The organism is Paraburkholderia sp., from assembly GCF_036488505.1.
In the GTDB taxonomy this organism is placed as follows: domain Bacteria; phylum Pseudomonadota; class Gammaproteobacteria; order Burkholderiales; family Burkholderiaceae; genus Paraburkholderia.
Window position 1 is genome coordinate 1 of sequence record NZ_DASXHN010000018.1, and the last position, 1,969, is coordinate 1,969.

The following is a 1,969-nucleotide window of genomic DNA, read 5'->3' on the forward strand; positions in this document are numbered from 1 at the left end:
TTTTTCCAACAAACGACACATTTCGCCAAAATTGCGCTTAGACTATTTCACGTCTGCAAAACGATGCGAACGTGGCAGCAGCACTTAAAGAATTCGAATGGAGGAAAACGTGATCAACGGAAGTGACCCGATTTTGCTGACCCCTGGCCCGCTGACGACATCGCCTGCAACTCGTCAGGCCATGCTGCGCGACTGGGGATCCTGGGACGCGGCTTTCAACCGGATGACAGGCGAAATCTGCCGCGATCTGCTTGCGATCGTGTCCGGTCAAAAAGATTTTGTGTGCATCCCCATGCAAGGCAGCGGCACGTTTTCCGTGGAAGCCGCGCTGGGTTCGCTCGTGCCGCGCGATGCCGTGGTGCTGGTGCCGAACAACGGCGCGTACTGCACACGCTTACTGAAAATCCTGGAGCGGCTGGGCGTGGCCTCGCTCGAGCTCAAGTTCCGCGATGACGAGCCGGCCAGCGTCGCACGGATCGAAGAAATGTTTCGGCGCGAGCCGCGTATCACGCACGTGGCGCAGGTGCATCTGGAAACGAGCGCGGGTCTGCTGAACCCGCTCGACGACATTGCAGCGCTGTGCAAACAACATGGCAAGAGCCTGATCGTCGACGCCATGAGTTCGTTCGGCGCATTGCCTATCGATGTATCGAAGGGGGGTATCGACGCGGTGATTTCCGCCAGCGGCAAGTGTCTCGAGGGCGTGCCGGGAATGGGATTCGTGATCGTGCGGCGCGCGTTACTGGAAGCGTCGGCGGGCATTTCGCGCTCGCTCGCGCTCGATCTCCACGATCAATACAGCTACATGGCGAAGACCACGCAATGGCGCTTCACGCCGCCTACGCATGTGGTCGCCGCGTTGCGCGCAGCGCTCGATCAGTTCATCGCGGAAGGGGGGCAGCCGGCGCGTGGCGCGCGTTATCGCCGCAATTGCGCGGCGTTGATCGAAGGCATGGCGTCGCATGGCTTCAAGCCGTTTCTCGATGCCGCGGTGCAGGCGCCGGTGATCGTCACGTTCCATGCACCGCGCGATCCGGCCTACGATTTCAAGCGCTTTTACGAAGCCGTCCGCGATGCGGGTTATGTGCTCTATCCGGGCAAGCTGACGGAAGTGGAGACGTTCCGCGTGGGTTGCATCGGGGCAATCGATGCAAACGAAATGCATAACGCGGTAGCTGCAATCGGGCGGGCGCTAAGTACGCTGCAAGTGCGTCTGGCAGCGTGACGGCAGCATGGCACTCAGGCGATCACCAGTTCCGGTCCGCGTGCGGCGATGGCGCGGCGCATCGCCTTGTCGGGCGCGACTTCAGTGATCAGATAACGCGCTTTATCGAAGTCGCGGATACGCACGGGCGTGACGTTGCCGAACTTCGAGTTGTCCGCAACGATAACCGCCGCTCCCGCCGCCAGGATCATGCGGCTGCGCACCTCGGCAGCGAGGCGCGAGTAGTCGGTCAGGAACCCGTCCGGCGTGATCGCGCCCGCGCCGACGAACGCGAAGTCCACGTGATATTGCGAAAGTTGCTGCACGGTATCGAGGCCGAATACGGCGTCTTCGTGGTCGGAGAGCTCGCCGCCGAACAGCGTGACCTTGTTGTCGTTGTGGCGGCCGAGCAGCAGCGCGATGCGCCAGTCGTTGGTGTAGACCATCAACCGGTGCCGGTCGCCGAGTGCACGCGCGACGGCTTGTGTCGTGCTGCCCGAGTCGATGATCACCGACGCGCCGTCGGGTACGAGTTGCGCGGCACGCTCGCCGATCGCGCGCTTGGCCACGGCGTTCGCCGCTTCGCGGACGTCGAGGTCGGGCTCGCGGCGATCGTTGGACAACGCACCGCCGTGGGTGGTCGAGATCAGGCCGCGTTCGGCGAGAGCGTTGAGGTCGCGCCGGATTGTCTCGCGCGACACGTCGAGCGCGCGCACGAGTTCGGCGACCGACAACGCGCCGTTCTTCGACAACTCCGACAGGATG

The 1,969-nt window shown here is 62.9% G+C and carries 2 protein-coding genes; one reads left to right on the top strand and one right to left on the bottom strand.

Annotation, left to right across the window (positions count from 1 at the left end; translation table 11 throughout):
• Nucleotides 1–97 precede the first annotated feature (97 nt).
• Nucleotides 98–1,225, top strand: coding sequence for a 2-aminoethylphosphonate--pyruvate transaminase (locus tag VGH68_RS01250; protein ID WP_414696876.1), 1,128 nt, complete (start codon nt 98–100; stop codon nt 1,223–1,225).
• A 14-nt stretch (nt 1,226–1,239) separates the two neighbouring features.
• On the opposite strand, the gene VGH68_RS01255 is transcribed toward VGH68_RS01250, so the two are convergent.
• Entirely contained in the window at nt 1,240–1,968 is a 729-nt protein-coding gene (locus tag VGH68_RS01255; protein WP_331601689.1) for a DeoR/GlpR family DNA-binding transcription regulator, read from the bottom strand.
• Nucleotide 1,969 lies beyond the last annotated feature (1 nt).

What these genes read in the sequence shown, in the direction of transcription:
- VGH68_RS01250 (WP_414696876.1), top strand. Translation starts at nt 98, where the DNA reads ATGGAGGAAAACGTGATCAACGGAAGTGACCCGATTTTGCTGACCCCT.